This window comes from Mycolicibacter senuensis (genome assembly GCF_002101885.1).
GTDB lineage: Bacteria > Actinomycetota > Actinomycetes > Mycobacteriales > Mycobacteriaceae > Mycobacterium > Mycobacterium senuense.
In genome coordinates this window covers 171913-196111 of record NZ_LQPS01000043.1, presented here as the reverse complement: position 1 = coordinate 196111, position 24199 = coordinate 171913, and the positions used below count along the sequence as shown (strand labels likewise).

The 24199-nt window shown below is 68.1% G+C and carries 26 protein-coding genes and 2 tRNA genes; 19 read left to right on the top strand and 9 right to left on the bottom strand.

Annotated elements, in window-relative coordinates; translation table 11 throughout:
• Nucleotides 1–8 precede the first annotated feature (8 nt).
• Nucleotides 9–509 (top strand): pyridoxamine 5'-phosphate oxidase family protein, encoded by a 501-nt coding sequence (locus tag AWC24_RS15240; RefSeq protein ID WP_085086294.1) that lies wholly within the window; start codon nucleotides 9–11, stop codon nucleotides 507–509.
• Nucleotides 510–568: 59 nt separating this feature from the next.
• Here AWC24_RS15240 and AWC24_RS15235 read toward each other — a convergent pair.
• The 4 genes from AWC24_RS15235 to AWC24_RS15220 form a co-directional block, all read right to left on the bottom strand.
• Nucleotides 569–641, bottom strand: a tRNA-Glu gene (locus AWC24_RS15235).
• Nucleotides 642–713: 72 nt separating this feature from the next.
• Nucleotides 714–785 (bottom strand) — tRNA-Gln (locus AWC24_RS15230).
• A 118-nt stretch (nucleotides 786–903) separates the two neighbouring features.
• Complete coding sequence (gene gltX, locus AWC24_RS15225; protein ID WP_085086292.1) at nucleotides 904–2382, bottom strand: glutamate--tRNA ligase; 1479 nt, start codon at nucleotides 2380–2382, stop codon at nucleotides 904–906.
• Nucleotides 2379–3167, bottom strand: a complete 789-nt coding sequence (locus tag AWC24_RS15220; RefSeq protein ID WP_085086290.1) for a fumarylacetoacetate hydrolase family protein — start codon at nucleotides 3165–3167, stop codon at nucleotides 2379–2381. Before AWC24_RS15220 ends, gltX begins: the two co-directional genes overlap by 4 nt.
• A gap of 131 nt (nucleotides 3168–3298) precedes the next feature.
• On the opposite strand from AWC24_RS15220, the gene AWC24_RS15215 reads away from it, so the two are divergent.
• The 6 genes from AWC24_RS15215 (at nucleotide 3299) to AWC24_RS15190 (ending at nucleotide 8414) form a co-directional block, all read left to right on the top strand.
• Entirely contained in the window at nucleotides 3299–4561 is a 1263-nt protein-coding gene (locus tag AWC24_RS15215; RefSeq protein ID WP_109560532.1) for an MFS transporter, read from the top strand.
• 52 nt (nucleotides 4562–4613) lie between these two features.
• Complete coding sequence (gene ectA / locus AWC24_RS15210; protein ID WP_085086287.1) at nucleotides 4614–5120, top strand: diaminobutyrate acetyltransferase; 507 nt, start codon at nucleotides 4614–4616, stop codon at nucleotides 5118–5120.
• 193 nt (nucleotides 5121–5313) lie between these two features.
• Nucleotides 5314–6591 (top strand): diaminobutyrate--2-oxoglutarate transaminase, encoded by a 1278-nt coding sequence (gene ectB / locus AWC24_RS15205; RefSeq protein ID WP_085086285.1) that lies wholly within the window; start codon nucleotides 5314–5316, stop codon nucleotides 6589–6591.
• Nucleotides 6588–6995, top strand: a complete 408-nt coding sequence (locus AWC24_RS15200) for an ectoine synthase (RefSeq protein WP_085086283.1) — start codon at nucleotides 6588–6590, stop codon at nucleotides 6993–6995. The genes ectB and AWC24_RS15200 overlap by 4 nt, the downstream gene beginning before the upstream one ends.
• Nucleotides 6992–7894: an ectoine hydroxylase gene (gene thpD, locus AWC24_RS15195; RefSeq protein WP_234807389.1), complete on the top strand. Its 903-nt coding sequence runs from the start codon at nucleotides 6992–6994 to the stop codon at nucleotides 7892–7894. The genes AWC24_RS15200 and thpD overlap by 4 nt, the downstream gene beginning before the upstream one ends.
• A gap of 28 nt (nucleotides 7895–7922) precedes the next feature.
• Nucleotides 7923–8414, top strand: a complete 492-nt coding sequence (locus AWC24_RS15190; protein WP_085086279.1) for a DUF3830 family protein — start codon at nucleotides 7923–7925, stop codon at nucleotides 8412–8414.
• Between the two features lie 6 nt (nucleotides 8415–8420).
• On the opposite strand, the gene AWC24_RS15185 is transcribed toward AWC24_RS15190, so the two are convergent.
• Together AWC24_RS15185 and AWC24_RS15180 are read right to left on the bottom strand one after the other, a co-directional pair.
• Nucleotides 8421–9794 carry an amidase gene (locus AWC24_RS15185; RefSeq protein ID WP_085086277.1) on the bottom strand — a complete coding sequence of 458 codons (1374 nt, stop codon included), beginning with the start codon at nucleotides 9792–9794 and terminating at the stop codon, nucleotides 8421–8423.
• Between the two features lie 13 nt (nucleotides 9795–9807).
• Nucleotides 9808–10773: a D-2-hydroxyacid dehydrogenase gene (locus AWC24_RS15180; RefSeq protein WP_085086275.1), complete on the bottom strand. Its 966-nt coding sequence runs from the start codon at nucleotides 10771–10773 to the stop codon at nucleotides 9808–9810.
• An 81-nt stretch (nucleotides 10774–10854) separates the two neighbouring features.
• Here AWC24_RS15180 and AWC24_RS15175 point away from each other — a divergent pair, with 81 nt between their 5' ends.
• From AWC24_RS15175 to AWC24_RS15165, 3 genes are read left to right on the top strand one after another with little or no spacing between them, the layout of a single operon-like run.
• Nucleotides 10855–11613 carry a maleate cis-trans isomerase family protein gene (locus AWC24_RS15175; protein WP_085086273.1) on the top strand — a complete coding sequence of 253 codons (759 nt, stop codon included), beginning with the start codon at nucleotides 10855–10857 and terminating at the stop codon, nucleotides 11611–11613.
• Entirely contained in the window at nucleotides 11610–12335 is a 726-nt protein-coding gene (locus tag AWC24_RS15170) for a maleate cis-trans isomerase family protein (protein WP_085086271.1), read from the top strand. Before AWC24_RS15175 ends, AWC24_RS15170 begins: the two co-directional genes overlap by 4 nt.
• On the top strand, nucleotides 12332–13015 hold the full coding sequence (locus AWC24_RS15165) for a GntR family transcriptional regulator (protein WP_085086269.1): 684 nt from the start codon (nucleotides 12332–12334) through the stop codon (nucleotides 13013–13015). Before AWC24_RS15170 ends, AWC24_RS15165 begins: the two co-directional genes overlap by 4 nt.
• A gap of 7 nt (nucleotides 13016–13022) precedes the next feature.
• On the opposite strand, the gene AWC24_RS15160 is transcribed toward AWC24_RS15165, so the two are convergent.
• Nucleotides 13023–13835 carry an IclR family transcriptional regulator gene (locus tag AWC24_RS15160; protein WP_085086267.1) on the bottom strand — a complete coding sequence of 271 codons (813 nt, stop codon included), beginning with the start codon at nucleotides 13833–13835 and terminating at the stop codon, nucleotides 13023–13025.
• Between the two features lie 125 nt (nucleotides 13836–13960).
• Between AWC24_RS15160 and AWC24_RS15155 the strand changes: the two genes are divergently transcribed.
• From AWC24_RS15155 to pcaDC, 9 genes are read left to right on the top strand one after another with little or no spacing between them, the layout of a single operon-like run.
• Nucleotides 13961–15394, top strand: coding sequence for a Rieske 2Fe-2S domain-containing protein (locus AWC24_RS15155; protein WP_085086265.1), 1434 nt, complete (start codon nucleotides 13961–13963; stop codon nucleotides 15392–15394).
• 2 nt (nucleotides 15395–15396) lie between these two features.
• On the top strand, nucleotides 15397–16023 hold the full coding sequence (locus AWC24_RS15150; RefSeq protein WP_085086263.1) for a 3-phenylpropionate/cinnamic acid dioxygenase subunit beta: 627 nt from the start codon (nucleotides 15397–15399) through the stop codon (nucleotides 16021–16023).
• Nucleotides 16020–16280 carry a dihydrodiol dehydrogenase gene (locus tag AWC24_RS15145; RefSeq protein WP_085086261.1) on the top strand — a complete coding sequence of 87 codons (261 nt, stop codon included), beginning with the start codon at nucleotides 16020–16022 and terminating at the stop codon, nucleotides 16278–16280. Before AWC24_RS15150 ends, AWC24_RS15145 begins: the two co-directional genes overlap by 4 nt.
• A complete protein-coding gene (gene hcaB / locus AWC24_RS15140; protein WP_085086259.1) occupies nucleotides 16277–17086 on the top strand; it encodes a 3-(cis-5,6-dihydroxycyclohexa-1,3-dien-1-yl)propanoate dehydrogenase in 810 nt (269 codons plus the stop codon). The genes AWC24_RS15145 and hcaB overlap by 4 nt, the downstream gene beginning before the upstream one ends.
• Nucleotides 17083–17811, top strand: coding sequence for a 3,4-dihydroxyphthalate decarboxylase (phtC, locus tag AWC24_RS15135; protein WP_109560493.1), 729 nt, complete (start codon nucleotides 17083–17085; stop codon nucleotides 17809–17811). Before hcaB ends, phtC begins: the two co-directional genes overlap by 4 nt.
• Nucleotides 17812–17841: 30 nt before the next feature.
• The gene (gene pcaH / locus AWC24_RS15130) at nucleotides 17842–18588 is read left to right on the top strand and encodes a protocatechuate 3,4-dioxygenase subunit beta (RefSeq protein ID WP_085086257.1); all 747 of its coding nucleotides are present in this window, start codon (nucleotides 17842–17844) and stop codon (nucleotides 18586–18588) included.
• Nucleotides 18585–19136 carry a protocatechuate 3,4-dioxygenase subunit alpha gene (gene pcaG, locus AWC24_RS15125; RefSeq protein WP_109560492.1) on the top strand — a complete coding sequence of 184 codons (552 nt, stop codon included), beginning with the start codon at nucleotides 18585–18587 and terminating at the stop codon, nucleotides 19134–19136. Before pcaH ends, pcaG begins: the two co-directional genes overlap by 4 nt.
• A complete protein-coding gene (gene pcaB / locus AWC24_RS15120; RefSeq protein WP_085086253.1) occupies nucleotides 19133–20332 on the top strand; it encodes a 3-carboxy-cis,cis-muconate cycloisomerase in 1200 nt (399 codons plus the stop codon). Before pcaG ends, pcaB begins: the two co-directional genes overlap by 4 nt.
• A complete protein-coding gene (gene pcaDC / locus AWC24_RS15115; RefSeq protein WP_085086251.1) occupies nucleotides 20329–21489 on the top strand; it encodes a bifunctional 3-oxoadipate enol-lactonase/4-carboxymuconolactone decarboxylase PcaDC in 1161 nt (386 codons plus the stop codon). Before pcaB ends, pcaDC begins: the two co-directional genes overlap by 4 nt.
• Before the next feature lie 32 nt (nucleotides 21490–21521).
• Here the strand turns inward: pcaDC and AWC24_RS15110 are convergent, their stop codons facing one another.
• Complete coding sequence (locus AWC24_RS15110) at nucleotides 21522–22538, bottom strand: 3-isopropylmalate dehydrogenase (protein ID WP_085086249.1); 1017 nt, start codon at nucleotides 22536–22538, stop codon at nucleotides 21522–21524.
• Nucleotides 22535–24121 carry a phosphoglycerate dehydrogenase gene (gene serA, locus AWC24_RS15105; protein ID WP_085086247.1) on the bottom strand — a complete coding sequence of 529 codons (1587 nt, stop codon included), beginning with the start codon at nucleotides 24119–24121 and terminating at the stop codon, nucleotides 22535–22537. The genes AWC24_RS15110 and serA overlap by 4 nt, the downstream gene beginning before the upstream one ends.
• Between the last annotated feature and the right edge of the window lie 78 nt (nucleotides 24122–24199).

Genomic DNA, 24199 nt, shown 5'->3' with positions numbered 1-24199 from the left:
CTGCTGGCATGGGAACCAAGCAACGCGCACAGATCGTCATGACCGACGCCGAGATCGCCGACTTCGTCACCACCCACCGCACCGGGACGCTGGCCACCATCGGCGCCGACGGGCAACCGCACCTGACGGCGATGTGGTACGCGGTGCTCGACGGCGAGATCTGGCTGGAGACCAAGGCCAAGTCGCAGAAGGCGGTCAACCTGCGGCGTGATCCGCGCGTCAGCTTCCTGCTCGAGGCCGGCCAGACCTACGACACGCTGCGCGGGGTGTCCTTCGAGGGCGTCGCGGAGATCATCGACGACCCCGACATCCTCTTCCGGGTGGGCGTCAGCGTCTGGGAGCGCTACACCGGCCCCTACACCGACGAGATGAAGCCGGGCGTCGACGCCATGATGAACAACCGGGTGGCTGTGCGCATCGTCACACGGCGCTCCCGGTCCTGGGACCACCGCAAGCTGGGCCTGCCGGCGATGCCGCTGGCCGGTTCCACCGCTCCGACGGGCGGCTGAACCGACCTCCAAGACCACAACGGCCCGCGCCTCGTGCGAGGTGCGGGCCTTGCGGTATGTACCCCCGATGGGATTCGAACCCACGCTACCGCCGTGAGAGGGCGGCGTCCTAGGCCGCTAGACGACGGGGGCCAGAACTTCCGGGTTGTCAGCATAGCCCAACCCACACGGGCCCGCCTAATCGCTTGTGGCGGACCGCTTTTGCTGGGGTACCAGGACTCGAACCTAGAATGGCTGAACCAGAATCAGCTGTGTTGCCAATTACACCATACCCCAATGACCCCTAGAGGCCTGGCCATAACCGCTGGTCAGAGCGCCGGTTGGGCGCTTCGAGCCAGCTGCTTCGGGCCGACGTGCAGACTACCAAACTTCTACCGCGAAGTACTCATCGCACTCACCCGAGGCCGTCGCGGGCGGCCCGCAACCGCGCCAGGCTGCGCGCCGAACCCAGCAGCTCCAGCGACTCGAACAACGGCGGGCTGACCAACCCGCCGGTGACGGCGACCCGGACCGGGCCGAACGCCTTGCGCGGTTTGAGCTCCAGACCGTCGAGCAGCGCAGCCTTCAGTGCGGCCTCGATCCCGGCGGTGGTCCAGTCCCCCACGGCCTCCAGGGCGGTGATGGTCGCGTCCAGGACGGCAGCCGCGCCGGCGCCCAACTCCTTGGCCACCGCACGCGGGTCGAGCGCGTACTCGTCGTCGTTGAAGAACTTGAGCAGTCCCCAGGCGTCGCCCAGCACGACGACACGGGTCTGCACCAGCGCCGCAGCGGCCGCGAATCCGGCCTCGTCGAGCCCGGTGCGGTAACCGTGGGTGTCGAAGTAGCCGCGCAGCCGCGTGGTGAAGTCGTCGGCATCCAGCAGCCGGATGTGCTCGGCGTTGAGCGCGTCGGCCTTCTTCTGATCGAACCGGGCCGGGTTGGAGTTGACGTCGACGACGTCGAATGCGGCGACCATCTCCTCGAGACCGAACACGTCGCGGTCATCGGCGATGGACCAGCCCAGCAGCGCCAGGTAGTTCAACAGGCCCTCCGGGATGAAACCCCGATCGCGGTGCGCGAACAGGTTCGACTGCGGATCGCGCTTGGACAGCTTCTTGGTTCCGTCACCCAGAACTGTTGGAAGATGGGCGAATTCGGGAATCCTGTCGGCCACCCCGATGCGCATCAAGGCCTGATACAGCGCGATCTGGCGTGGCGTGGACGGCAGCAGGTCCTCGCCACGCAGCACATGGGTGATCTTCATCATCGCGTCGTCGACCGGGTTGACCAACGTGTACAACGGATCCCCGCTGGCGCGGGTGAGCGCGAAGTCGGGAACAGTGCCCGCCGGAAAGCTCGTCGGCCCGCGCACCAGATCCTGCCAGCCGAGGTCGCCATCGGGCATGCGCAACCGCAGCACCGGCTTGCGGCCCTCGGCGAGGTAGCCGGCGCGCTGATCGTCGGTCAGGTCGCGGTCGAAGTTGTCGTAGCCCAGCTTGGGGTTTCGGCCGGCGGCCAGGTGGCGGGCCTCGACCTCCTGCGGTGTGGAGAAGGCCTCGTAGACCTCGCCGGCCGCCAACAGCCGTGCCACCACGTCCCGGTAGATGTCGGCGCGCTGCGACTGACGGTAAGGGCCGTACGGTCCGCCCACTTCGGGGCCCTCGTCCCAGTCCAGACGAAGCCAGCGCAGGGCCTCGAGCAGCGCCTGATAGCTCTCCTCGCTGTCACGCTCGGCGTCGGTGTCCTCCACCCGGAACACCAACGTGCCGCCCGTGTGTCGGGCATAGGCCCAGTTGAACAGTGCGGTGCGGATCAGCCCGACGTGCGGCGTCCCGGTCGGTGACGGGCAGAACCGGACCCGCACCGGTGAATCAGCCTGGAAACCTTGAGTCACGACATTCCTTTGCGAATAACCGGGTTGGTGAGGGTGCCGATGCCTTCGACGGAGACCGACACGGTGTCCCCGTGTTCGATCGGGCCGACGCCGTCGGGGGTACCGGTGAGGATGAGGTCACCGGGCAGCAGGGTCATCACCGCGGAGATCCATTCCACGATCGCGCCGATGTGGTGGATCATCAGCGAGGTGCGGCTGTCCTGTTTGGTCTGGCCGTTGACCTCGGTGCGGATCGCCAGGTCCGTCGGGTCGAGGTCGGTGACGATCCAGGGCCCGATCGGGCAGAACGTGTCGTGCCCCTTGGCGCGGGTCCACTGCCCGTCGGATTTCTGCTGGTCACGGGCCGACACGTCGTTGCCGATGGTGTAGCCCAGGATGTTGTCCTTGGCCCGGGCGGCCGGAACGTCCTTGCAGGGCCGGGAGATCACCACCGCCAGCTCGCCTTCGTAGTGAACCGGGGAAGCGTTGGCGGGCAGCTGAATCGGAACGTTCGGCCCGATGATCGCGGTATTGGGCTTGAGAAACATCATCGGGTTGGTCGGCGGCGCGCCACCCATCTCGGCGATGTGGGCGGCGTAGTTCTTCCCGATGCAGACCACCTTGCTGGCCAGGATCGGGGCCAGCAGGCGCACGTCGGCCAGTGGCCAGGATCGGCCGGTGAACTCCGGTGTGCCGAAGGGGTGCTCGGCGATCTCGCGAGCTGTCATCTCGTGGGGCCGGTCCGGATCGCCCTCCAGGCTGACGAAGGCGACGCCGTCCGGGCTGGCAATTCGACCGAGGCGCATTCGAGCAAGCCTAATGGCGATCGCAAGCGCGGCGGAGCCGGGCGCTGGGGGTCGCCATCAAACCCGCACAGGCGATCGTCACCGGACGGATGTCGCACCTGCACGGCGTTAACTTGTGGAACCATTGCCGGGTGACCACCGAGTCGATCAGCAGCGCCGCGCGCTGGTCAGTGGTACTCGTGGCGCTGGCGGCGACGTTGTGCTCGTTCGTGTTCATCAACGGGATCGCGTTCGTCATCCCGATGCTGGAGACCAAGCGGGAGACCAACCTGGCGCTGGCGGGTCTGCTGGCCTCGATGCCCAGTTTCGGCATGGTGCTGACGCTGTTCGCGTGGGGCGCGCTGTTGGACCGCATCGGGGAGCGGATCGTGCTGACCGTCGGCTCCGCGCTGACCGCGCTGGCCACCTTCGGGGCGGCCTCGATGAACTCCCTGGTTGGGGTCGGAGCCTTCCTCTTCCTGGGCGGCATGGCCGCCGCCAGCGCCAACAACGCCAGCGGCCGCCTGGTGACCGGCTGGTTCCCGCCGCACCAACGCGGTCTGGTGATGGGTATCCGCCAGACGGCGCAGCCGCTGGGAATCGCGTTGGGGGCCGCGGTGATTCCCGAACTGGCCGAACACGGGCTGGCACGGGCGCTGATGTTCCCGGCGACACTGTGCGCGGTAGCGGCCGTGGCGTGTGCTCTCGGGGTGGTCGACCCGCCGCGCCGGCCACGTTCGGCGGCGACCGGCAAAGAGCTGGCCAACCCCTACACCGATTCGAAAGTGCTGTGGCGCATCCATTGGTCGTCGTCGCTGCTGATGGTTCCGCAGTGCGTGTTGTCCACCTTCATGCTGGTGTGGTTGATCGTCGACACGAACTGGTCGATCGCCGCCGCCGGCGCCCTGGTCACCGTGGCGCAATTGCTCGGTGCGGCCGGGCGCGTGCTGGCCGGTCGGTGGTCCGACCGGGTCCGTTCGAGACTGCGGCCGATCCGCAGCCTCGCCGTCGCGAGCGCGGTGGCCATGTTGGTGCTGGGAGTGACCGATCACCTGCACTCCCACCTGGCCGAGACGGCGTTCGTCGTCGCAGCGGTGATCAGCGTGCTGGACAACGGATTGTCGTCGACCGCGGTCGCCGAGATCGCCGGTCCGTACTGGAGCGGGCGTGCGCTGGGCACGCAGAACACCACCCAGCGACTCACCGCCGGCATCGCTCCCCCACTGTTCGGCGCGCTGATCGGTGCCGCCGGTTATCCGGTGGCGTTCGCGCTGTGCGGGTTGTTCCCGCTGGCCGCCGTGCGGTTGGTGCCGGTCAGCGCCGAGCCGGAGGGCCGCTCGGTGCTCCAGGCGCTGCGCACGTTGCGGGTGCCGCCGCAGCCGTTGCCGCCGGTACGACCCCCTCCGGAGGGCTGACACCCGCCATCCCCGGCCGACACCGAGATCGGCTGCCGGTAGCGTCGACGAGATGACCGAACCGGCTCACATCGCGCTCCGGACACCGACGGTGGCCGACGGCCCGGCCCTGTGGAAGATGGCCCTCGACAGCGTCACACTCGACGTCAACGCCCCTTATGCCTATCTGTTGTGGTGCCGCGACTTCGCGGCCAGCTCGGTGATCGCTGAGGTCAGCGGCGAACCGGCCGGTTTCATCACCGGCTACCGCCGCCCGGATCAGCCGCAGACCCTGATGGTCTGGCAGGTCGCTGTGAACGACGCGCATCGCGGGATGGGCCTGGCCGGCCGGATGCTCGACCACCTGGGGACCGCTCTGGTCGCCGATGGCGGCACCCATCTTGAGACGTCAATCACACCGGACAATGAGGCCAGCCGACGGCTTTTCGGGGCATTCGCCCGGCGATGGGACGCCGGCCTGGAATGCTCCGAGTTGTTCGGGGCCAGCTTGTTTCCCGAATCCCATCTGGCCGAGGAACTGTTTCGAATCGGGCCACTGCGGGTAAACATCGACCGTTGAGGACAGCATGGCAAGGTTGAGATCACAAAACGGTCTCGGTAAGGTCACGTCCGCGCAAACGTGAGCCCCGGCAGACCTAGCCGGGGGCATCCGAGCGGGGTGGTGGGTCGAGCCGAAGATCACCCACGGCACGAGTTTTGAAATCGACCTGTCGTTCCGTTCCGTTGTATGTGACCGACGGACGGAGGAAATCATGACTATTTTTGAAACCCTTGAATCCGAGGTGCGGAGCTATTGCCGATCCTGGCCGGTGACATTCGACCGGGCCCTCGGTTCCCGCATGTGGGATGTCGACGGCAATGAATACATCGACTTCTTCGCCGGCGCCGGTGCGCTGAACTACGGACACAACCATCCCGACCTGAAGGCACCGCTGCTGGAATACCTGACCGCGGACCGGGTCGTGCACAGCCTCGACATGAACACCGTGGCCAAGGGCGCGTTCCTGGAACGGTTCGAAGAGGTGATCCTCAAGCCGCGCGGGCTGGACTACAAGGTCCAGTTCCCCGGCCCCACCGGCACCAACGCGGTCGAGTCGGCGCTGAAACTGGCCCGCAAGGTCACCGGCAAGGAAAGCATCATCAGCTTCACCAATGCCTTCCATGGCATGACGCTGGGCTCGCTGAGCGTCACCGGCAACTCGATGAAGCGCGGCGGCGCCGGGATCCCGCTGGTGCACGCCACCCCGATGCCCTACGACAACTACCTCGACGGCGTCACTCCGGACTTCATCTGGTTCGAGCGACTGTTGCAGGACAGCGGCAGCGGCCTCAATGAACCGGCCGCGGTGATCGTCGAGACCGTGCAGGGCGAAGGCGGGATCAATGTGGCCCGGCTGGAGTGGCTGCACGGGCTGGCCGAACTCTGCAAGCGTCACGGGCTGCTGCTGATCGTCGACGACGTGCAGATGGGTTGCGGACGCACCGGGCCGTTCTTCAGCTTCGAGGCGGCCGACATCGTGCCGGACATCGTCTGCATGTCCAAGTCGATCAGCGGCTACGGGCTGCCGATGGCGCTGACGCTGTTCAAGCCCGAACTGGATGTGTGGGAGCCCGGCGAGCACAACGGCACCTTCCGCGGCCAGAACCCGTCCTTCGTCACCGCCACCGCGGCGCTGAACTTCTGGAGCGACAACCTGCTGGAGAAGCAGGTACTCCGCAAGGGTGAGCAGATCGACCAGGCCCTGCGCGAGGTGATAGCGCCCTTCGACGGGGTCGAGTCCCGGGGCCGCGGCCTGATCCGCGGTGTGGCCTTCGACCGACCCGAGCTGGCCGGCGCCGTGCAGAAGGAGGCCTTCTCCCGCGGCCTGCTGCTGGAGACCTCGGGACCGGAGGGCGAGGTGGTGAAACTGATGCCACCGCTGGTCATCGATGACAACGATCTGGCCGAAGGGCTGACACTCGCGGCCCAATCGATCGAGGCGGTCGCCGCCCGAGAACTTGCCGGTACTACCTCAGGAGCCAAGCAATGATCGTTCGTACCCTCGCCGAGATCAAGGGCACGGACCGCGATGTCCAGGCCAAGACCTGGAACAGCCAGCGGCTGCTGCTGGCTCGCGACGGCCAGCGGTTCTCGATGCACGAGACCATCCTGTACGCCGGTACCGAAACCGCGATGTGGTACGCCAACCACGTCGAGGCGGTGTACTGCGTCGGCGGCGAGGGTGAGCTGATCAACGAAGAAACAGGCGAGACGTTTCCGCTTGCCGACGGCACCCTGTACCTGCTCGACGGTCATGAGCACCACCGTGTTTCGGCCCACACCGACCTGCGCATGGTGTGCGTGTTCGACCCGCCGGTCACCGGGCGGGAGGTGCACGACGAGACCGGCGCCTACCCCCTGCTCACCGAGGAACCTCAAGAAGCTGCGCCATGACCCGTCCCATGACCAAGGCTCTCACCGACCACTACCCCACTCGCAACAACGTCACGATCGGCATCGAACCGCGGCGCGACCCGGTGGTGTGGACACCCCCGGGCGGAGGCGGTCCGCTGAGGCCTGACAGCGTCGCGGCATTCGACGCCGACGGCTTCCTGTCGGTGGACGACCTGGTGGATGCCGATGTCGTCGCCGACCTGCGCAACGAGTTGGACAACCTGCGCGCCGACCCGGTGCTGGCCGTCGACGAGCGTTCGATCTGCGAGCTCGACAGCGGACAGATCCGGTCGATCTTCGAGGTGCACCGGATCAGCCCGGCGTTCGCCGCACTCATCGCTGACCCGCGGCTGGTCGGCCCGGTCCGCCAACTGCTCGGCTCGGAGGTGTATGTGCACCAGAGCCGGGTCAACTTCAAACCCGGCTTCAACGGCCGGGAGTTCTACTGGCACTCCGACTTCGAGACCTGGCACGCCGAGGACGGAATGCCCACACCGCGGGCGGTCAGCGTCTCGGTGGCGCTCACCGAGAACCTGGACAGCAACGGCTCGCTGATGATCATGCCCGGATCGCACCGCTGGTTCGTGTCATGTCCGGACGAGACTCCGCCCGACCACTACCGCTCGTCGCTGAAGCAGCAGGAGATCGGCACCCCCGACGACGACAGCCTGGCCTGGATGGCCGACCAGCACGGCATCCGTCAGATCACCGGTCCGGCCGGGTCAGCGGTGTTCTTCGACAGCAACTGCATGCACGGATCCAGCAGCAACATCACCCCCTATCCGCGGTCGAACGTCTTCATCGTCTACAACAGCGTGGAGAACACCTTGCTGGAACCGTTCGGCGCCGCTGCGCCGCGGCCGACGTTCATCGCCAGCCGCACCTTCGATCCGGTGTAGGGACCCGACCGGCGGGAAGAGGTTTTCCGTGGCACGTTTTCTGTCCATCACGTTGACCAGCCGCGGTGTGGCCTGCCGGGCGCGACTGCTCGACGACGAGGCCCCCCGCACCTGCGCCGCGGTGTGGGATACGTTGCCGGTCACCGGCCAGGCCTATCACGGCAAGTACGCCCGCAACGAGGTCTACACACTGTTGCCGCCGTTGGGCACGCCGGGCCGGGAGAACACCACCGTGACGCCGATCCCCGGCGACGTCTGTTTCTTCAGCTTCGGCCCGGGCGAGATCGGCAATCCGGCCTACGGCTACGACGAAGGCGCGCAGGCGAATTCACCGGCCGGTGCAACCGACCTGGCGATCTTCTACGGCCGCAACAATCTGCTGCTCAACGGCGACGTCGGCTGGGTGCCCGGCAATGTGTTCGCCACTATCGAAGACGGCTTGGCCGAGATGGCGGCCGCCTGCAACGACCTGTGGATGGCCGGTGCGGTCGGCGAACAGTTGGCGTTCGCCCGCGCCTGAGTCCCGTCAGAGACCCAGCACCCGCTCGGCGAACAGGCCGGCCGCCAGCACCAGATCGTCACTGTGCCGCGGTCCGACGATCTGCAGGCCGATCGGCAGACCTTGCGAGGTCGTACCGATCGGGATGCTCAACGCCGGCTGTTGAGTCATGTTGAACGGGTAGGTGAATGGCGTCCACTGCGCCCACCAGCGCATGCCGGAGTCGGTCGGCACGTCGTGGCCGGCGGCGAACGCCGGGATCGGTGTGGTCGGCGTGATCAGCAGGTTGTGGCGTTCATGGAAGCGCCCCATGATCAGACCCAGGTCGACACCGACCTGGCGGGCGGCCAGGTAGTCGACCGCTGAGGCCGCCAGGCCGCGTTCCCACATCTCGGCCAGGCCCGGGTCGACGAGCCCGCGGTCCGCCTCGTGGCCGCGCAGGCTGCCTGCCGCCCCGGTCGCCCACAGCATTTCGAACGCGTCGACCGGATCGGCGAAGCCGGGGTCGGCCTCGGTGACGTTGAGTCCGGCGTCGGCCAGTACGCGGACCGCCGCGGCGACCGCGGCCTCGATCTGCGGATCGACATCGGCATAGCCCAGGGTCGGCGAGTAGGCGACGCCCAGACCGACCACGTCGCGCCGGACTTCGCCGCGGTAGGTGGTCAGCGTCGGCGCCAACGACGTCGGGTCGCGGTGATCGGGCAGCGCGATGATGTCCAACAGCACGGCGGCGTCCTCGACGGTCCGGGTGATCGGGCCGGCGTGCGCCAGGGGCCCGAACGGGCTGATCGGATACATCGGCACCCGCCCGTGGGTGGGTTTGAAGCCGACGACGCCGCAGAACGCGGCCGGGATGCGGATGCTTCCCCCGCCGTCGGTGCCGATCGCCAACGGCGCCATCCCGGCGCTGACCGCGGCGGCGCTGCCGCCCGACGACCCGCCGGCGGTCCGGGTGATGTCGACAGGGTTGCGGGTGATACCGGTTCGCGGGCTGTCGGTGACGCCCTTCCATGCCAGTTCCGGGGTGGTCGTCTTGCCCAGCAGCACCATGCCGTCGTCGCGCATCTTGCCGACCGCCGGGCTGTCGTCGGGCCACGGCCCGGCGGCGTCGGAGAGCAGCGATCCCCGCAGTGTGGGCCAGCCGGCGGTGCGGAACACGTCTTTGACGGCGACCGGGACCCCGTCGAGCAGGCCCTTGGTGTAGTTGCCGCTCCAACGGGCTTCGGATTTGCGGGCCGCCGACAGCGCGGCCTCCTCGTCGACGAGGCAGAAGGCGTTGACCTCACCGTCGTGCGCGCTGATCACCGAGAGCGCGGCCGCGGTCGCCTCAACCGGCGAGAGTTCGCCGGAGGTGTAGGCGGCGACCAGTTGCAAAGCCGTCAGTTCGGTGGGATGAGTCATGTGACACGCCTCCTCAACCAGTCCCGCTCGGCGCGTGTCCGTGGCCTTTGTCGATGACGTTATGGAGCGGTTGGCCGGCCACGTACCGTTGAAAGTTGGCGATGAACTGCTGCTGCAACGCATTTCGCCAGCCCTTGATGTCGCCGCTGTTGTGCGGCGTCAGGCGGACGGTGGGCGCACTCCACAGCGGATGGTTCGGCGGCAGCGGTTCGGGGTCGACGACGTCGAGTGCGGCACCGGCGATCGCGCCGTCCCGCAATGCCGACACCAGCGCGTCGGTGTCCACCAGTTCGCCGCGTCCGACGTTGATCAGTCGCGCGGTGGGGCGCATCGCCGCCAGCACGGCGGCATCGACCATGTGTCGGGTCTGCGGTGTCAGCGGTGCGGCGAGCACGACATAGTCCGCGTCGGCGACCGCGGAAACCACATCGGTGGTGATGGCGCCGAAGTCGGGGTCATCGCGTGGGGAGCGCCCGACGCCGCGCACCGACATGCCGACCGCGCGCAGCAACCGGGCGACGGCCCGCCCGACCGGGCCGGGGCCGACGACGGTGACCGACGATCCGGCGATCGGCTCGGTGTCGAAGTGCTGCCACCGCTGGGCGCCCTGCGCGTCCCAGGTCCGCCGGAAATCCTTGGCGAAGGCCAGGATCTGGCCCAGCACGTACTCGGCGATCGGTTCCTCGAAGATGCCGCGGGAATTGGTGACGACGACGTCGCTGTCGATCAGCGCGTCGAACAACACCGCGTCGACCCCGATGGCGGCGACTTGGACCCAGCGCAGCGCGTCGGCGTCGGACCACACCGACGCCAGGGCCGGAGAGGAGAAGTCGTAGACGAACAACACGTCGGTCCCGGCGATCGCCTCACCGAGCCGCGACGACGGAATCATCCGCAGTTCCGCTGCTGCGCTGATCGAATCGAGTTGGGCGGGAACCGACTCACCGTGCTGGACGGTCACCACCGGTCGCGCGTCCACATTGACACGGTAGAAACCGATCGTATGATTGTCAACAATCCAGGGGCGGCCTGGGGTTGCGACGTCAGTATGGGGACACGCATGGATCTGTCCCAGTTGCCGGACTTCGACGGGCCGGTCGATCAGCGCGGTATCGGCATCATCGCGCCGTTCGATCTGGCCATCGAGCGCGAACTGTGGCGCTGGATACCCGCCGAAGTCACGCTGCACCTTGCGCGGACGCACTACGAACCCGTCCCGGTGAGCCGGGCGATGGCCGAACTGGTCTCCGATACCAACCACCTGCAGGCCGCCACCCGCGACGTACTGCACGTCGAGCCGGAGGTGGTCGCCTACCTGTGCGCCTCGGGCAGCTTCGTCCACGGCGTCGAGTACGAGAAAACGCTGGTGGCCGCGATCGAGACGGCGGGCGCCAAAGCCGCGGTCACCACCTCGGGGGCGCTGGCCGAAGCGATCATCGCGCTGAACATCTCCCGGATCTGCGTGCTCACCCCCTACGACGAGGAGCTCACCGACCTGCTGCGGGTCTTTCTGAATCAATTGGGGGTGGCGGTGCGTCATTCGGATTACCTCGGCCTGGGCGGGGGCATCTGGAAGGTCAACTACCGGACCGTGGCCGAGCGGATCCTCGCCGCCGACCGCCCGGAAGCCCAGGCCATCTTCGTCAGCTGCACCAACCTGCGCACCTACGACATCATCGCCCCGCTGGAGCAGATGCTCGGCAAACCGATCCTCACGGCGAACCAGCTGACGATGTGGGCGTGCCTGGGCCGGATGAACCTGCCGATGATGGGCCCGGGCCAGTGGCTCCGCGACGTCTTCACCGGAGCCCCGCAGTGAGCCGCGCCGGCTTCATCTATCCCGGCCATGCCGCCGAGTCCGACTATTCGCTCGCCGCCGGGCTGCTGGGGGTGGAACTGCCCGTCGTACACATCTACGGCACCGACCTGCACGCCCTACCGGAGCTGCTGGATCTCGGCAGTCCGGCCAGGCTCGCCGAGGGGGCCGCGCTGCTGGCCCCGCAGCAGCCGGCCGCCGTGGTCTGGGCCTGCACGTCGGGCAGCTTCGTATTCGGCCCCGACGGCGCCGCCGAACAGGTCGACCGGCTGGCCGCCGCAGCCGGTGTGCCCGCGTCCAGCACGTCGTTCGCCTTCGTGCACGCCCTGGCCGCACTGGGCTGCCGCCGCGTTGCGGTCGCCGCCAGCTATCCGCACGACATCGCCACGATGTTTGCCGATTTCGTTGCGGCCCAGGCCGTCTCCGTCGAGTCGATGGGCGACGCCGGCATCCCGACGGCCGCGCAGGTCGGCCGGCTGACCCGCAGTCAGATCCGGGATCTGGCGCGGGTCAACGATTCACCGCGGGCGCAGGCGCTGTTGATCCCCGACACCGCCATGCACACCGTGGACCAGGTCGACGAGCTCGAGCAACTGCTCGGCAAGCCGGTGCTGACGGCCAACGCCGTGACGATATGGGAGGGTCTGCGCATCGCCGGGATATCCCGGCGCACAACGGGGCTCGGCGCCTTGTTCGAACACCTGACGCTCGAGGACAACCGATGACGCTCTCGCACGAGGCCGGGTTCGAGCCGTTGAGCAGACCCTCGACGCCCGAGCTGATCGCCGAGCGGCTCCGGGAGGCGATCACCCGCGGCCGGCTGTCGCCCGGACAACAACTCGGCGAAGCCGGCCTGGCCGGGCAGTTCGAGGTGTCTCGCGGCCCGCTGCGCGAGGCCATGCAGCGGCTGGTGGCCGAAGGCCTGCTGCGCAGCGAACGCAACCGGGGCATCTTCGTCGTGGAGCTCAGCGATGACGATGTCCGCGACGTCTACCAGGCACGCAAGGCCATCGAGCGCGCCGCCGTGATCGACGTGCTGCGCGGCGACCCGGCGGCGGCCGCCGCCCGGTTGCGGGGCCCGGTCGAGGCACTGCGCGCCGCCGCCGCCCGGGGCGACGGCTCCGCGGTGGCCGACGCCGACCAGGCCTTCCATGAGGTCTTGGTCGACTGCGCGGGCAGTCCCCGCCTGCTCCGGGCGATGCGGACCCTGCTCTCGGAGACCCGGATCCTGCTCGGGGAGCTCGAAGAGGCCTATCCCGATCTGCGCGAGCAGGTCACCGAACACGTGGTGCTGCGCAAGGCGATCGCGGCCGCCGACGAGGCCGCCGCGGTCCGGCTGATCGACGAGCACATGGACGATGCCGTCCGCCGGCTGCTGGCGCGCCGAGCGCAACCGGTGTTGTAGCCGCCGGCTACCCGATCTGGTCGCCGATCTCTTTGGCGGCCTCGACCAGCAGGGCCGCCACCGCCCGGTACCGCGACGGATTCAGTCGGTGAACCGGCGCGGCGGCATTGAGCGCCAGCAACACACCGGGCGCACGCGTCGGAATGGGAACCGCAACCGAGGCGACACCCTCCTCACTCCCCTCCCGGTTCACCGCGTACCCCTGTTGGCGTATCCGGCTGAGCTCCTGCTGCAATTCGGTCCTGGTACCGGCCGAATGCGCCGTGACGCCCTCGAGTTCGTCATCCGGGTACAGGCGGGCGATGTCGGCATCAGACAGTCGTGCCAGCAGCGCCTTACCCGTCGAGGTGCAGTGCGCCGGCATCGTGCGTCCGAGCCGGGATGCGACCCGAACCGCCGTCGGCCCCTCGGCGGCCGCGATGAACCGAACGTGGCCGCCCTCGATCATCCCGATATGAACCGACTCCTTGAGCTCCTCACTGAGACGACGCAGCACCGGACTCGCCATGCCCTCGATGTCGAAGCGGTTGAACACCGACGACGCCACACTCATCAGCGCGGGCCCGGGGTAGTAGGCCTTGGACACCGGATCCTGGCGCGCGAAGCCGCGGTACTGCAGCATCGCCAACAGCCGATGGGCCGTCGATGACGCGACGGCCAGGTGCTCGGCCGCGTCCGTCAACCGCAGCCGCGGTCGTTCCCCCAGCAACAGGATGAGCTGCAGTGCCCTGTCCACCGATCCGATCGGGTACTGCGGGATCCCGTGCTCGGCGGCCGCGGGGCCGCCGGGCACTGTCCGGGCCCGCCGGTGTCTCTGCATACCAGAAACGATACCGGGCCAATTGACCACTGACCCGGGTTTCTGGCAGAATTTCCGCTATCGACCAGGGCTTTTCTCTGTACAGCAGACATCTTCCTGGCGAACTCGAGACTGGAGTCGCATCGATGAGTGATCACCGGCAAGTCCTCGACGAGGTCCGGCGAGGGATGATCCCGGCGCACATCTACAACGACGCCGAGATCTTCGAACTCGAGCGCGAGCGGCTCTTCCGCCGCGCCTGGATGTTCGTGGCGCATGAGTCGGAGATCCCGCAAGACGGCGACTACGTCGTACGGCGCCTGCTCGACGACTCGTTCATCATCGCCCGCGACTCGAAGGGCGACGTGCGGGCCATGTTCAACATGTGCCTGCATCGCGGCATGCAGGTCTGCCGCGCCGAGATGGGCAATGCCTCGAATTTCCGGTGCCCGTACCACGGCTGGTCGTACCGCAACGACGGGCGGCTCACCGGCCTGCCCTTCCACCAGGAGGCCTACGGCGGCGAGGCGGGGTTCCAGAAACGCGGCCAGACGCTGTTGCCGGCACCGAATCTCGCCAGCTATAACGGCATGATCTTCATCAGCCTCGACGCGCAAGCGCCGCCATTGGAGGAATTTCTCGGCGACTTCAGGTTCTACCTCGACTTCTACACCAGGCAAAGCGGGGCCGGTTTGGAGGTGCGCGGTCCGCAACGGTGGCGCATCAAGGCGAACTGGAAGATCGGCGTCGAGAACTTCGCCGGCGACATGTATCACACACCCCACACCCACGCCTCGGTCGTCGACATCGGGTTGTTTCGCGAACCCAAGGCGCAGAAACGCAAAGACGGCGCAACGTACTGGGCCGGCTGCGGCGGTGGCACGACTTACAAGCTGCCGCCGGGCACCTTCGACGAACGGATGCGCTACGTCGGCTACCCCGACGACATGGTGGGGCGGATCAAGCAGATGTGGTCCGACGACCATCAGCGCGTCGTGGGTGACGACGGCTTCATGATCTCGGCGGCATCCTGTTTCCCGAACATGAGCCTGGTGCACAACTGGCCGAAGATCCAGGACAGCGACGATGTGTTGCCGTTCATATCGATTCGCACCTGGCAGCCGATCAGCGAGAACGAAACCGAGGTGTACTCGTGGTTCGCGGTCGACGCGGCGGCGCCCGATCAGTTCAAGAAGGACTCCTACAAGGCCTACCTGATGTGCTTCGGTTCCACCGGCATGTTCGAACAGGACGACGTGGAGAACTGGGTCTCGCTGACCAACACCGCTGCCGGATCCATGGCCCGCCAACTACTGCTCAACGGCCGGATGGGCCTGCTCGCTGACGGAACCCCGGTGGTGAATGCGCTGCCGCCCGAACAGTTCCACGGACCGGGCGTCGCCCAGGTCGGCTACAACGAGAACAACCAGCGCGCCATCCTGCGGATGTGGGCCGATCACCTGGAGATGCCTCCGGTGGCGCCGAACCCGGCGACCATCGGCGGCCGGCCCGACGGGATCACCCCGCTGGCGCAGACCAACGGCACTTCTGCATGCCAAGCCGCCCACCAGGAGGTCTAGTTATGACATCCGCCGAACGAAACGGGCGCGCCGGGTTCCGGTGGCCCGACGACGCCGCACGCCCATGGCAGCTGGCAGTCCTGGGCGGCCACGCGCCCCAGCAGGTCCGCACCGGCAATCCCTTGCCGTTCCACGATGTCCGGCACCAGCAGGCGCATCAGTTCCTGGTCGACGAGGCCTATCTGCTCGACGCAGCGCGCTACGGCGAATGGCTCGACACCCTTACCGACGACATCCACTACTTCGCCCCCGTCCGGGTGACCACAGCCGCGGGCGCCGGTTTCGACACCTCACCCGGCATGGCCCACTTCGATGAGAACAAGTACTCGCTGAACCGGCGCGTGGCGCGCTTTGCGACCGAACACGCCTGGACCGAGGACCCGCCGTCACGGCTGCGCCATCACATCACCAACGTGCGCACCTTCGCCTGCGACGATGACGCGCACCTGATCGTGGAGTCGGCCGAGTTGCTGTTCCGCAGTCGTGGCGATGTGAACGAGGCGGCACTGATCTCCTGCGGCCGAGAGGATCTGCTGCGTCTCACCGATCAGGTCTGGAAGCTGGCACGCCGCACGATCCATCTCGACGAATCGGTCCTTCGCATGCAGAATCTGGCGGTGTTCCTGTGAGCGAACTCGATGACCTCATCGACTGCGCGGTGGGCGAAACCATCGCCATCGCCAATGAATTCACCGAGGTGACCTTGCGTCGAGTCGACACCCGCAACGGTTCGCGGCTGCTGGTCACCTCACCGAAGTCGGGACAGTGGATCAGCCTCGACGCCTTGGAGATCGAAGCCCTGACCTGGCAGAACAGCTACACGCTGGCGGCGATGGTCGGAAAGATGCACGAACCGCTGCTTCGCGACGAAACCGAACTGCCATGACGCGGTGGCTCGAGGGCAAACGGGCGCTGGTCGTCGGCGCCGGGTCCGGCATCGGTCGAGCGGTCGTGGACGCGTATCTCGAGGAGGGAGCGCAGGTCGCCGTACTGGAGCGCGATGCCGCCAAATGCGCTGCCCTGCAGCATGAGTTACCGGGGCTGCCGGTGACCCAGGGAGACGCGACGACGGCCGAGGCGAACGAGCGGGCGGTCGCGACAGCCGTCGCGGCCTTCGGCGGGCTGGACACCCTGGTCAACTGTGTCGGGATCTTCGACTTCTACAAGGGAATCAGTGACATCTCGATCGATGAGCTGGCACCGGCCTTCGACGAGATGTTCACGACCAACGTGTTGAGTCACCTGCAGTCGGTGAAGGCCGCGCTGCCGGCGCTACGGGCCCAGGAGCGATCCTCGATCGTTCTCACCGAGTCCACGTCGTCGTTCCACCCGGGCCGCGGCGGTGTGCTCTACGTCGCCTCGAAGTTCGCGGTGCGCGGCCTGGTCAGCACGCTCGCTCACGAACTCGCGCCGCACATCCGCGTCAACGGCGTCGCACCGGGTGGAACGTTGCACACCGACCTGCGCGGCCTGCGCAACCTGTCGCTGGACCATATCCGCCTGGACGACACCCCCGACCGTGCCCGCGATCTGGCGGCGCGCACTCCGCTCAATGTGGCCCTCACACCGCAGGATCACGCCTGGAGCTTCGTCTTCCTGGCATCGGACCGCTCCCGCGGCATCACCGCCGGAAGCATCCATCCCGACGGCGGTTTCGGGATGGGTGCAGCGCCTACCGGGGACAACGCGTGACGACGGCCGAGCTGGCGGCCGCGCGGGCCGAGATCGCGCAAGCGTGCCGGGTGGCCGCCGCGCGTGGCCTGGTCGACGGCATTCTCGGACACATCAGTGCCCGAATCGACGAAGACCGTCTGCTCATCCGGTGCCGCAGCGACTCCGACGACGGTGTGGCATTCACCCGCCCCGACGACATCCGGCTCATCCGCTTCGACGGAACACCCGGGGCGACCGGCGAACTGGACGGCTACCGGGTACCCAACGAGTTGCCGATCCACGTCGAGACGCTGCTGGCACATCCCGAGCACCGCGCGGTGGCCCACCTGCATCCACCGGCCGTCGTGGCGGCCGACCTGGCCGGTATCACGATCGAACCCATCTACGGCGCCTTCGATATCCCGGGCGCGTGGCTGGCCCGTCACGGTGTTCCGGTCTACCCGAAGGCAGTGCTGATCCGCACTGCGGAACTGGGCAAAGAGATGGTCGCCGCCATGGGAGACAGGCCGGTGGTGATCTGTCGTGGCCACGGCATAACCAGTGCCGCCGCCACGGTCCCGCAAGCCGTCCTGCAAGCGATCAGCCTCGACCAGTTGGCGGCCATGTCGCTACGCATCCGCGCCGCAGGCGGTACGTTGACCCCGATCGACGAATCGGATTGGGCGGACCTGCCCGACCTGGGCCCGTCGTTCACGGCAGACGCCGCCTGGCGCCACGAGATCGCCCGAGTGGAAACCGGCTGAACCGATGACACCTACCGATACCGTGTCGCTATGACCGGCCAGGCGGAGATCAGCGCCGAGATCGCGGCGATCCAGACCGGGTACCGGGCCGCCGGTATCGCGGAAAGCCAACCGAGGCTCGACTATCCGCCGTACCGCAGCAGCGTTCTTCGCCATCCCCGGCACCCGTTGCACCTCACCGATCCGGAGACCGTCGAGTTGACGGGGCCCTGCTTCGGCGAAACCGATGTCGACGCAGCCGACGCAGATCTGACGGCCCGGCACACCGGCGCCCCGATCGGGGAGCGCACGGTGGTGACCGGGCGCATCCTCGACGGTGACGGCAGACCGGTCCGCCGGCAACTCGTCGAGATCTGGCAGGCCAACGCCAGCGGGCGCTACATCCACCACCGGGACCAGCACCCGGCGCCGTTAGACCCCAATTTCACCGGTGTGGGACGGTGTCTCACCGACGACGACGGCCGCTATCGGTTCACGACGATCAAACCGGGCCCCTACCCGTGGCGTAACCACCACAACGCATGGCGCCCGGCGCATATCCATTTCTCGGTGTTCGGCAGTGATTTCACCCAGCGGATGATCACTCAGATGTACTTCCCCGGCGACCCGCTGCTGGCCTTGGACCCGATCTACCAGGCGATCACCGATCAGCAGGCCCGCGACCGGCTCGTCGCGAGCTACGACCACGACATCACCAGCCACGAATGGGCCACCGGCTACAGGTGGGACGTGGTGCTCACCGGCGCGGCCGCAACGCCGTTGCAGGAGCCGCGGTGAGCAGACCGACCGCCACTCCGGGGCAGACCGTCGGCCCGTTCTTCGGGTTCGCGCTGCCGTTCGACCGTGGCAACGAACTCGTCTCCCCCGGCTCCCACGATGCGATCCGGTTGCACGGCACCGTCACCGACGGCGCCGGAGCGCCGGTTCCCGATGCGTTGCTGGAGATCTGGCAGACCGACAACGACGGCGCGGTTCCAACGGCCACCGGATCCCTGCTGCGGGAGGACCGGGCGTTCACCGGCTGGGGACGCGCTGAGACCGACGCGCATGGCCACTACCACTTCACCACCGTGAAACCCGGTGCGCTGCAACAGTCGACACCATTCATTGCCGTCACGGTATTCGCGCGAGGTCTGCTGAACCGGTTGTTCACCCGCGCCTACCTACCCGGCGACCAACTGCACGCCGACCGACTGCTCAGCTCGCTGCCCGACGATCGGCGCCATACCCTCATCGCGGTGACCGACGAACACGGATTTCGCTTCGACATCAGGCTGCAGGGCCCCGATGAGACGGTGTTTCTGCAGTATCGGGGGCAACCGTGACGGACTTGTTGTGGCCCGGCGACCACCGGGCCGGGCACCTCTTCAGCGACACGGCCTGGCTGACCGCAATGGTGCGGGTCGAAAACGCCTGGCTGGGCGTGCTTGTCGACGCCGGTATCGCGCCGGCGTCGGCGCGAGCAGACCTGACCGCGACGATCACCGCAGCTGACGTCGAGCCGGTGGCCGTAGCGGCCGATGCCACCGGCAACCCGGTGCCCGGGCTGGTGGCCCTGCTTCGTGAGCGCACCGGCGGTGAACCGGCGCGCTGGGTGCACCGAGGCTTGACCAGCCAGGACGTCGTCGATACCGCGCTGATGGTCTGTCTTCGTGAGGCGCTGGACCGACTCCACGGTGAAATCGTTGCGCAGGTGCGCCGATTGGCCGAGCTGGCCGAGACCTACCGCGACAGTCCCATGCTCGCCCGCACCCTGACCCAGCCCGCGTTGCCCACGACGGTCGGCATGAAGGTCGCACATTGGCTTGGCGGGGTTCTCGATGCGGCTGACTCCCTGACCGCACTGCCGGCACTTCCGGTTCAGGCCGGAGGTGCCGTGGGCACGCTGGCCGCTGCCACCGAGCTGGCCGGCTCACCCGGTGAAGCCGTCACACTGTCGCAGCGACTGGCCGCCGCGCTCGGCCTCACTGACAGCCCGCCGTGGCACACCACTCGCTCCGTTCTGACCCGCGTGGGTGACGCGTTGGTGACGTGTTGCGATGCCTGGGGTCACATCGCCGGCGATGTTGCGATCGGCAGCAGGGCCGAGATCGGCGAACTGGCGGAGGGCCGGGGTGGCGGCTCATCCACCATGGCGCACAAGAACAATCCGGTGTTGTCCATCCTGATCCGGCGTGCCGCGTTGGTTGTGCCGTCGCTGGCAGCCGCCTTGCACGTCGCGTCGGCGGTCGGCGTCGATGAGCGCTCCGACGGCGGCTGGCATGCCGAATGGGCCACTCTCCGGACATTGTGCCGTCACACCGTCGTCGCCGCCGCTCAGACCACCGAACTGCTCGCCGGCGTGGTGATCGACACCGACCGCGCCGCGGCGAACCTGGCCGCCGCCGGTGACCTGCTCGCAGAGCAGCGATCGATGACCGAGTTGACCGGTCGGACGGCTCGGCCCGACTACACCGGCGCGGCAGACCATCTCATCGATGCTGTACTGAAACGCGCACACCACACAACGGAGGCGACATGAGCGTGCCGCGGCTGGTCGGCACCGACTTCGGCGGACCGCAGGACGCCGACCTGCTGCTGCTCGGGCCATCCCTGGGCACATCGGCAAGCGCGCTGTGGGGCCCGGCCGCTGAACAACTCGCCGCGCAGCTGCGCGTCGTCGCGTGGGATCTTCCCGGGCACGGCCGTAGCCAGGCAGCGCGGTTCCGGATACCGGATCTGGCGGCCGGTGTGCTCGCCTTGGCCGAGGAGCTCCGCCCGCACACCGCGTTCCACTACGCCGGTGTCTCCATCGCCGGGGCGGTCGGTCTGCAGCTGCTGCTCGATGCGCCCGAGCGGTTGTCGAGCGCCACGCTGTTGTGCACCGGCGCCAGCATCGGGCGGGCCGAGGATTGGTCCACACGTGCCGCCACGGTGCGCACATCGGGCACCGGCGCGGTCATCGAATCGTCCCAGCAGCGCTGGTTCGCCCCCGGTTTCGCCGAGCGCCGGCCCGATGTCGCCGCGGCGCTGTCGGAGGCGCTGGGCCTCACCGACGCCGAATCGTATGCGCAGGCGTGCGAGGCCCTGGCCGAGTTCGATGTCACCGCGCGACTTGCTCAGATCGCTGCGCCGGTGTTGGCCGTTGCGGGCTCAGAAGATGTCGCCACTCCCCCGGAATCGCTGCGGCGTATCGCTTCCGGTGTCCGGCACGGCCGGCTGGTGACACTCGACGGTGTTGGCCACCTTGCCCCGGCGGAGGCGCCCGATGCCACCGCCAACCTGATTCTCGACCAGCTGATGGTGCGCGATCCGGTCTACACCTCGGGAATGGCCGTGCGGCGACAGGTTCTCGGCGATGACCACGTCGATCGGGCGATCGCGCACACCACCGACTTCACCGCCGACTTCCAGGACCTGATCACCCGCTACGCGTGGGGCAGCATCTGGACCCGGGACGGCCTCGACCGACGCAGCCGGTCGATCGTCACGCTGACCGCTCTGGTGGCCCGTGGCCACCATGAGGAGTTGGCGATGCACCTGCGCGCGGCGCGCCGCAACGGTCTCAGTGACGACGAGATCAAGGAGGTGCTGATGCAGACCGCCGTCTATTGCGGTGTGCCCGATGCCAATGCGGCGTTCCGCATCGCGGCGCGGGTGCTCGCCGGCCCCGCGGGTTCCGACGGCGACTCACGCTGATTCCGGGCCGCGACAGGACCGCTGCCGCAGCCTCAGAGCAGGCCCAGGATCCGATCGCCGGTCGCGGCCGTGGACAGCTTCGTCTCACCGCGGGTGGCCAGGTGCTGGGCGACGGCCTCGTCGACCCGCTGGGCGGCGGCGTCCTCGCCGACGTGGGCCAGCAGCAGCGCCACCGACATGATCGCCGCGGTCGGGTCGGCGATGCCCTGACCGGCGATGTCCGGCGCGCTACCGTGCACCGGTTCGAACATCGACGGGTTGGCGCGGGTGGCGTCGATATTGCCGCTGGCTGCCAGTCCGATTCCGCCGCAAACCGCAGCGGCCAGGTCGGTGACGATGTCACCGAACAGGTTGTCGGTGACGACCACGTCGAACCGGCCCGGGTCGGTGACCAGATAGATGGTCGCGGCGTCGGTGTGGCAGTAGGCGATCTCGACATCGGGGTATTCGCCCGCGATCTCCTGCACCGTGCGCCACCACAGGTCCCCGGCGAAGTTGAGCACGTTGGTCTTGTGTAACAACGTCAGGTGCTTGCGTCGGCGCTGGGCCCGGCCGAACGCATCGTGCACCACGCGGCGCACCCCGAAGGCGGTGTTGACGCTGACCTCGGAAGCGATCTCGTGCTCGGTACCGCGCCGCAGGAAACCACCGGTGCCGGCGTAGGGCCCCTCGGTGCCCTCGCGCACCACCACCAGGTCGATCTCCGGATTGCCGACGAGCGGGCCGCTGACCCCGGGATAGAGCCGGGCCGGACGCAGATTGACGTGGTGGTCCAGCGCGAAGCGTGCTTTGAGCAACAGGCCGCGCTCCAGTACCCCGGACGGCACCGACGGATCGCCGATCGCGCCGAGCAGGATCACGTCGTGTCCGCCGAGCTCCTCGAGCACCGAGTCGGGCAGGACCTCACCGGTGGCGTGATAGCGCCTGGCCCCGAGATCGTAGGTGGTCTTCTCGGTGCCGGGCAGTACCGCGTCGAGCACCTTGACGGCTTCGGCGATGACCTCCGGGCCGATGCCGTCGCCGGGGATGACCGCGAGTTTGACACTCATGCGAGGTCGACCTCCTCGAACTTGTTGGCGCCCACAGCGGCGGTGATCGCCGACTGCACGTCCGCCGGTACCGAGCGGTCCACCCGCAGCAGGATCGTCGCCGCCGGCCCTTCGGCGTCTTCGGACAGTTGCGCGGCATGGATGTTGATGCCGGCCGAGCCCAGCAGGGTGCCGATCTTGCCGAGCGCCCCGGGCTGGTCGGAGTAGTTGATGATCAGGTTGACACCCTCGGCGCGCAGATCGAAGTGCCGTCCGTTGATCTGGACGATCTTCTCCACCAGCTGCGGGCCGGAGAGGGTGCCGGCCACGGTCACGGCCGCACCGTCGGCGGCGACCGCCTTGAGCTCGACCACGCTGCGGTGGTTGGGACTTTCGGTGGCCGTGCCGATCTCGGCGTCGACTCCCCGCTCAGCGGCCAGCGCCGGCGCATTGACGAACGTCACCGGGTCTTCGATGACCGCCGAGAACAGCCCCCGAAGCGCTGAAAGACGCAGCACCCCAACGTCGTCGGACGCCAACTCACCACGCACCTGCACCGACAACGACACCGGCAGGCCATCGGAGAGCGCACCCGCCAGCAGCCCGAGCTTGCGCACCAGATCCAGCCAGGGAGCCACTTCCTCGCTGACCGCACCGCCGCCGACGTTGACCGCGTCGGGAACGAATTCCCCGGCCAATGCCAGCTTCACGCTCTTGGCGACGTCGGTTCCGGCCCGGTCCTGGGCCTCGGCGGTCGAGGCCCCCAGGTGCGGGGTCACCACCACCTGCGGCAGGTCGAACAACGGGGAGTCGGTGCACGGCTCGGTGGCGAACACGTCCAGCCCGGCGGCCCGCACATGGCCGTTGGTGATCGCATCGGCAAGCGCCGCCTCATCGATGAGCCCACCGCGGGCGGCGTTGACGATGATCACCCCCGGCTTCGTCTTGGCCAGCGCGTCCTTGCCGATCAGGCCCGCGGTCTCGGGGGTCTTCGGCAGGTGAACCGAGATGAAGTCGGCGCGCCCGAGCAACTCGTCCAGGGACAGCAACTCGATGCCCAACTGGGCGGCGCGTGCGGCCGACACATACGGGTCGTAGGCGATGATGTGGGCGCCGAACGCGGCCAGGCGCGCCGCCACCAGCTGGCCGATCCGGCCCAGGCCGACCACGCCGACGGTGTGGTCGAAGATCTCGGTGCCGGAGAACGACGAGCGTTTCCATTCCTTGCCGTGCAGCGAGGCATCGGCGGCCGGGATCTGCCGCGCGGCGGCGAGCATCAGCGCGATGGCATGCTCGGCGGCGCTGTGGATGTTCGAGGTCGGGGCGTTGACCACCAGTACACCCCGCGCGGTGGCGGCGTCGACGTCGACGTTGTCCAAGCCGACCCCGGCGCGGGCCACGATCTTGAGCTTGGTGCCGGCCGCGAGCACCTCGGCGTCGACGGTGGTCGCCGAGCGCACCAGCAGCGCGTCGGCTTCCGGTACGGCGGCCAGCAGCTTCTCCCGGTCGGGACCGTCCACCCAGCGAACCTCGACCTGATCACCGAGGGCGGCGACGGTGGATTGGGCGAGTTTGTCAGCGATCAGTACCACGGGCAGAGTCACCCGGACAGCCTAACGATGGCCCCCGGAGCGGCGTAGCCGGGCGCGGGCGGGACCTCACTGCGGGCCGCGCCGTTTCGG

Excerpts from the sequence above, each read along its gene's own strand:
- pcaH (WP_085086257.1), top strand. The coding sequence starts at position 17,842 with ATGACCGGCCAGGCGGAGATCAGCGCCGAGATCGCGGCGATCCAGACC.
- AWC24_RS15200 (WP_085086283.1), top strand. The coding sequence starts at position 6,588 with ATGATCGTTCGTACCCTCGCCGAGATCAAGGGCACGGACCGCGATGTC.
- AWC24_RS15165 (WP_085086269.1), top strand. The coding sequence starts at position 12,332 with ATGACGCTCTCGCACGAGGCCGGGTTCGAGCCGTTGAGCAGACCCTCG.
- hcaB (WP_085086259.1), top strand. The coding sequence starts at position 16,277 with ATGACGCGGTGGCTCGAGGGCAAACGGGCGCTGGTCGTCGGCGCCGGG.
- AWC24_RS15160 (WP_085086267.1), bottom strand. The coding sequence starts at position 13,835 with ATGCAGAGACACCGGCGGGCCCGGACAGTGCCCGGCGGCCCCGCGGCC.
- AWC24_RS15110 (WP_085086249.1), bottom strand. The coding sequence starts at position 22,538 with ATGAGTGTCAAACTCGCGGTCATCCCCGGCGACGGCATCGGCCCGGAG.
- AWC24_RS15240 (WP_085086294.1), top strand. The coding sequence starts at position 9 with ATGGGAACCAAGCAACGCGCACAGATCGTCATGACCGACGCCGAGATC.
- AWC24_RS15175 (WP_085086273.1), top strand. The coding sequence starts at position 10,855 with ATGGATCTGTCCCAGTTGCCGGACTTCGACGGGCCGGTCGATCAGCGC.
- AWC24_RS15220 (WP_085086290.1), bottom strand. The coding sequence starts at position 3,167 with ATGCGCCTCGGTCGAATTGCCAGCCCGGACGGCGTCGCCTTCGTCAGC.
- AWC24_RS15150 (WP_085086263.1), top strand. The coding sequence starts at position 15,397 with ATGACATCCGCCGAACGAAACGGGCGCGCCGGGTTCCGGTGGCCCGAC.
- AWC24_RS15155 (WP_085086265.1), top strand. The coding sequence starts at position 13,961 with ATGAGTGATCACCGGCAAGTCCTCGACGAGGTCCGGCGAGGGATGATC.
- AWC24_RS15185 (WP_085086277.1), bottom strand. The coding sequence starts at position 9,794 with ATGACTCATCCCACCGAACTGACGGCTTTGCAACTGGTCGCCGCCTAC.
- pcaDC (WP_085086251.1), top strand. The coding sequence starts at position 20,329 with ATGAGCGTGCCGCGGCTGGTCGGCACCGACTTCGGCGGACCGCAGGAC.
- thpD (WP_234807389.1), top strand. The coding sequence starts at position 6,992 with ATGACCCGTCCCATGACCAAGGCTCTCACCGACCACTACCCCACTCGC.
- ectB (WP_085086285.1), top strand. The coding sequence starts at position 5,314 with ATGACTATTTTTGAAACCCTTGAATCCGAGGTGCGGAGCTATTGCCGA.
- ectA (WP_085086287.1), top strand. The coding sequence starts at position 4,614 with ATGACCGAACCGGCTCACATCGCGCTCCGGACACCGACGGTGGCCGAC.